This is a genomic window from Streptomyces sp. adm13(2018) (genome assembly GCF_008042145.1).
Classification (GTDB): domain Bacteria; phylum Actinomycetota; class Actinomycetes; order Streptomycetales; family Streptomycetaceae; genus Streptomyces.
Genome location: NZ_RDBH01000251.1, coordinates 1 through 1,674 on the forward strand (window position 1 = coordinate 1; position 1,674 = coordinate 1,674).

1 protein-coding gene and 2 pseudogenes are annotated in these 1,674 nt (G+C 73.4%); 2 read left to right on the top strand and 1 reads right to left on the bottom strand.

Translation table 11 applies throughout. The features are described 5' to 3' along the window. Positions 1-61 precede the first annotated feature (61 nt). Positions 62-481, top strand: coding sequence for an ATP-binding protein (locus EAO70_RS36195; RefSeq protein WP_148007029.1), 420 nt, complete (start codon positions 62-64; stop codon positions 479-481). A 224-nt stretch (positions 482-705) separates the two neighbouring features. Beyond that, a pseudogene (locus EAO70_RS36200) lies at positions 706-1,380 on the top strand (peptidase); the annotation flags it as partial. On the opposite strand, the pseudogene EAO70_RS36205 reads toward EAO70_RS36200, so the two are convergent. Beyond that, a pseudogene (locus tag EAO70_RS36205) lies at positions 1,300-1,638 on the bottom strand (ATP-binding protein); the annotation flags it as partial. The pseudogenes EAO70_RS36200 and EAO70_RS36205 overlap by 81 nt on opposite strands. Between the last annotated feature and the right edge of the window lie 36 nt (positions 1,639-1,674).

Below are 1,674 nucleotides of genomic sequence, written 5' to 3' on the forward strand. Positions count from 1 at the left end.
ACCCGGCCCCCCGCCCGTACGTCCCGCCCTCTGTTCCGTCGATCGGTGAGGTGAAGCGCTGATGGACCAAGCTTCCGACGTCCGTACCCTCGCCCTCGGCGAGGCCAGTGGCACCGTGCCGCTCGCGCGTGACTTCACGCGGTCGGCGCTCCAGGAGTGGGGCTGGCTGCCCGCCGCCACCGCCGACCGCAGAGCCGCCGCCGAGGACGTCCTGCTCGTCGTCTCGGAGCTCGTCACCAACGCCTGCCTGCACGCCGAGGGCCCCGAGAGCCTCCGCGTCCTGCGACTGCCCAAGTCGCTCCGCCTGGAGGTGACCGACCGCGGCGCCGGAACCCCCGAGCCCCGCACGCCGCACCGGTCCGGGCGTCCGGGCGGCCACGGCATGTTCATCGTGCAGCGGCTCTGCCTCGACTGGGGCATCGAGCGCACCCCCGACTCCCCGGGCAAGACCGTCTGGGCCGAGCTCTCCGCACCGGCGTAGCCAGGCGTCCGGCTCCGCGCCCGCCTGACTCCTCGCCTGTCTGACTCCCCGCCTGCCTGACGCCCCGCCTGCCTGACGCCCCGCCCGGCTCCGGCCCGGGCGGGGCTTTGCTGATCCCGCCGAGGACTTTCACCGTCCCTCTTCTTCCCTCCGCAAGGGCCCGGGCGTACCTTGACGCCCAATCTGAAAGACCGTCAGGTCCATTGCGGTGAGGGGTGCTCGGGGTGTCCAAGGAGCCGAACCGGAGGAGAAGGACCGCCGCGCTCACGGCGGCGGTCGCGGTGGCGGGCGCGGCCGTGCTCGCCGGCGCGCCGACCGCCCAGGCGGCCGTCGTCGACATCGACTACGCCTGCGAGACGAAGATCGGCCCCAAGGGCGCCGTCTCGCCCGTCGGCATCAAGGCCGTCAGGAGCGGCAGCGCGTACACGGTCACCATGTCGTTCGAGAAAGGGGTCTCCGACAGCCCCGTCGAACTGCCCAAGGGCGTCATGACCCCGCGCGCCGAACTCGTCCTCGGCGGCGCCGACTCCGGCACCGTCAAGGTCAAGGGCACGCCGAACACGGCCGCCATCCCGCCCGACACCCCCATCAGCATCGGGACGCTCACCGGCACCTACACGCCGAAGAAGAACGGCAGGGTCACCTTCACCGCCGGAACGCTCACCGTGCACGCCCTCGGCATGGACGCGGCCGTCTGCAAGCCGAAGAACGACCCCCGGCCCGCCCTCGAACTGGAGGTGACCGGCCTCTCCGGCGGCTCCGCCGCCCCGCCGCCCGCCGACGCGGACGCGGACGGCGACGAGAGCGACACCGGCGCCGAACTGCCCAGGACCGGACCGCTCGACTCCGCCGTGGCCCTCGGCACCCTCGGCGGCACCGTCCTCCTCACCGGCGCCGCGGTCGGTCACCTCCAGGCGGAGCGACTTGGGCAGTCGCAGGACGCGGAGGCTCTCGGGGCCCTCGGCGTGCAGGCAGGCGTTGGTGACGAGCTCCGAGACGACGAGCAGGACGTCCTCGGCGGCGGCTCTGCGGTCGGCGGTGGCGGCGGGCAGCCAGCCCCACTCCTGGAGCGCCGACCGCGTGAAGTCACGCGCGAGCGGCACGGTGCCACTGGCCTCGCCGAGGGCGAGGGTACGGACGTCGGAAGCTTGGTCCATCAGCGCTTCACCTCACCGATCGACGGAACAGAGGGC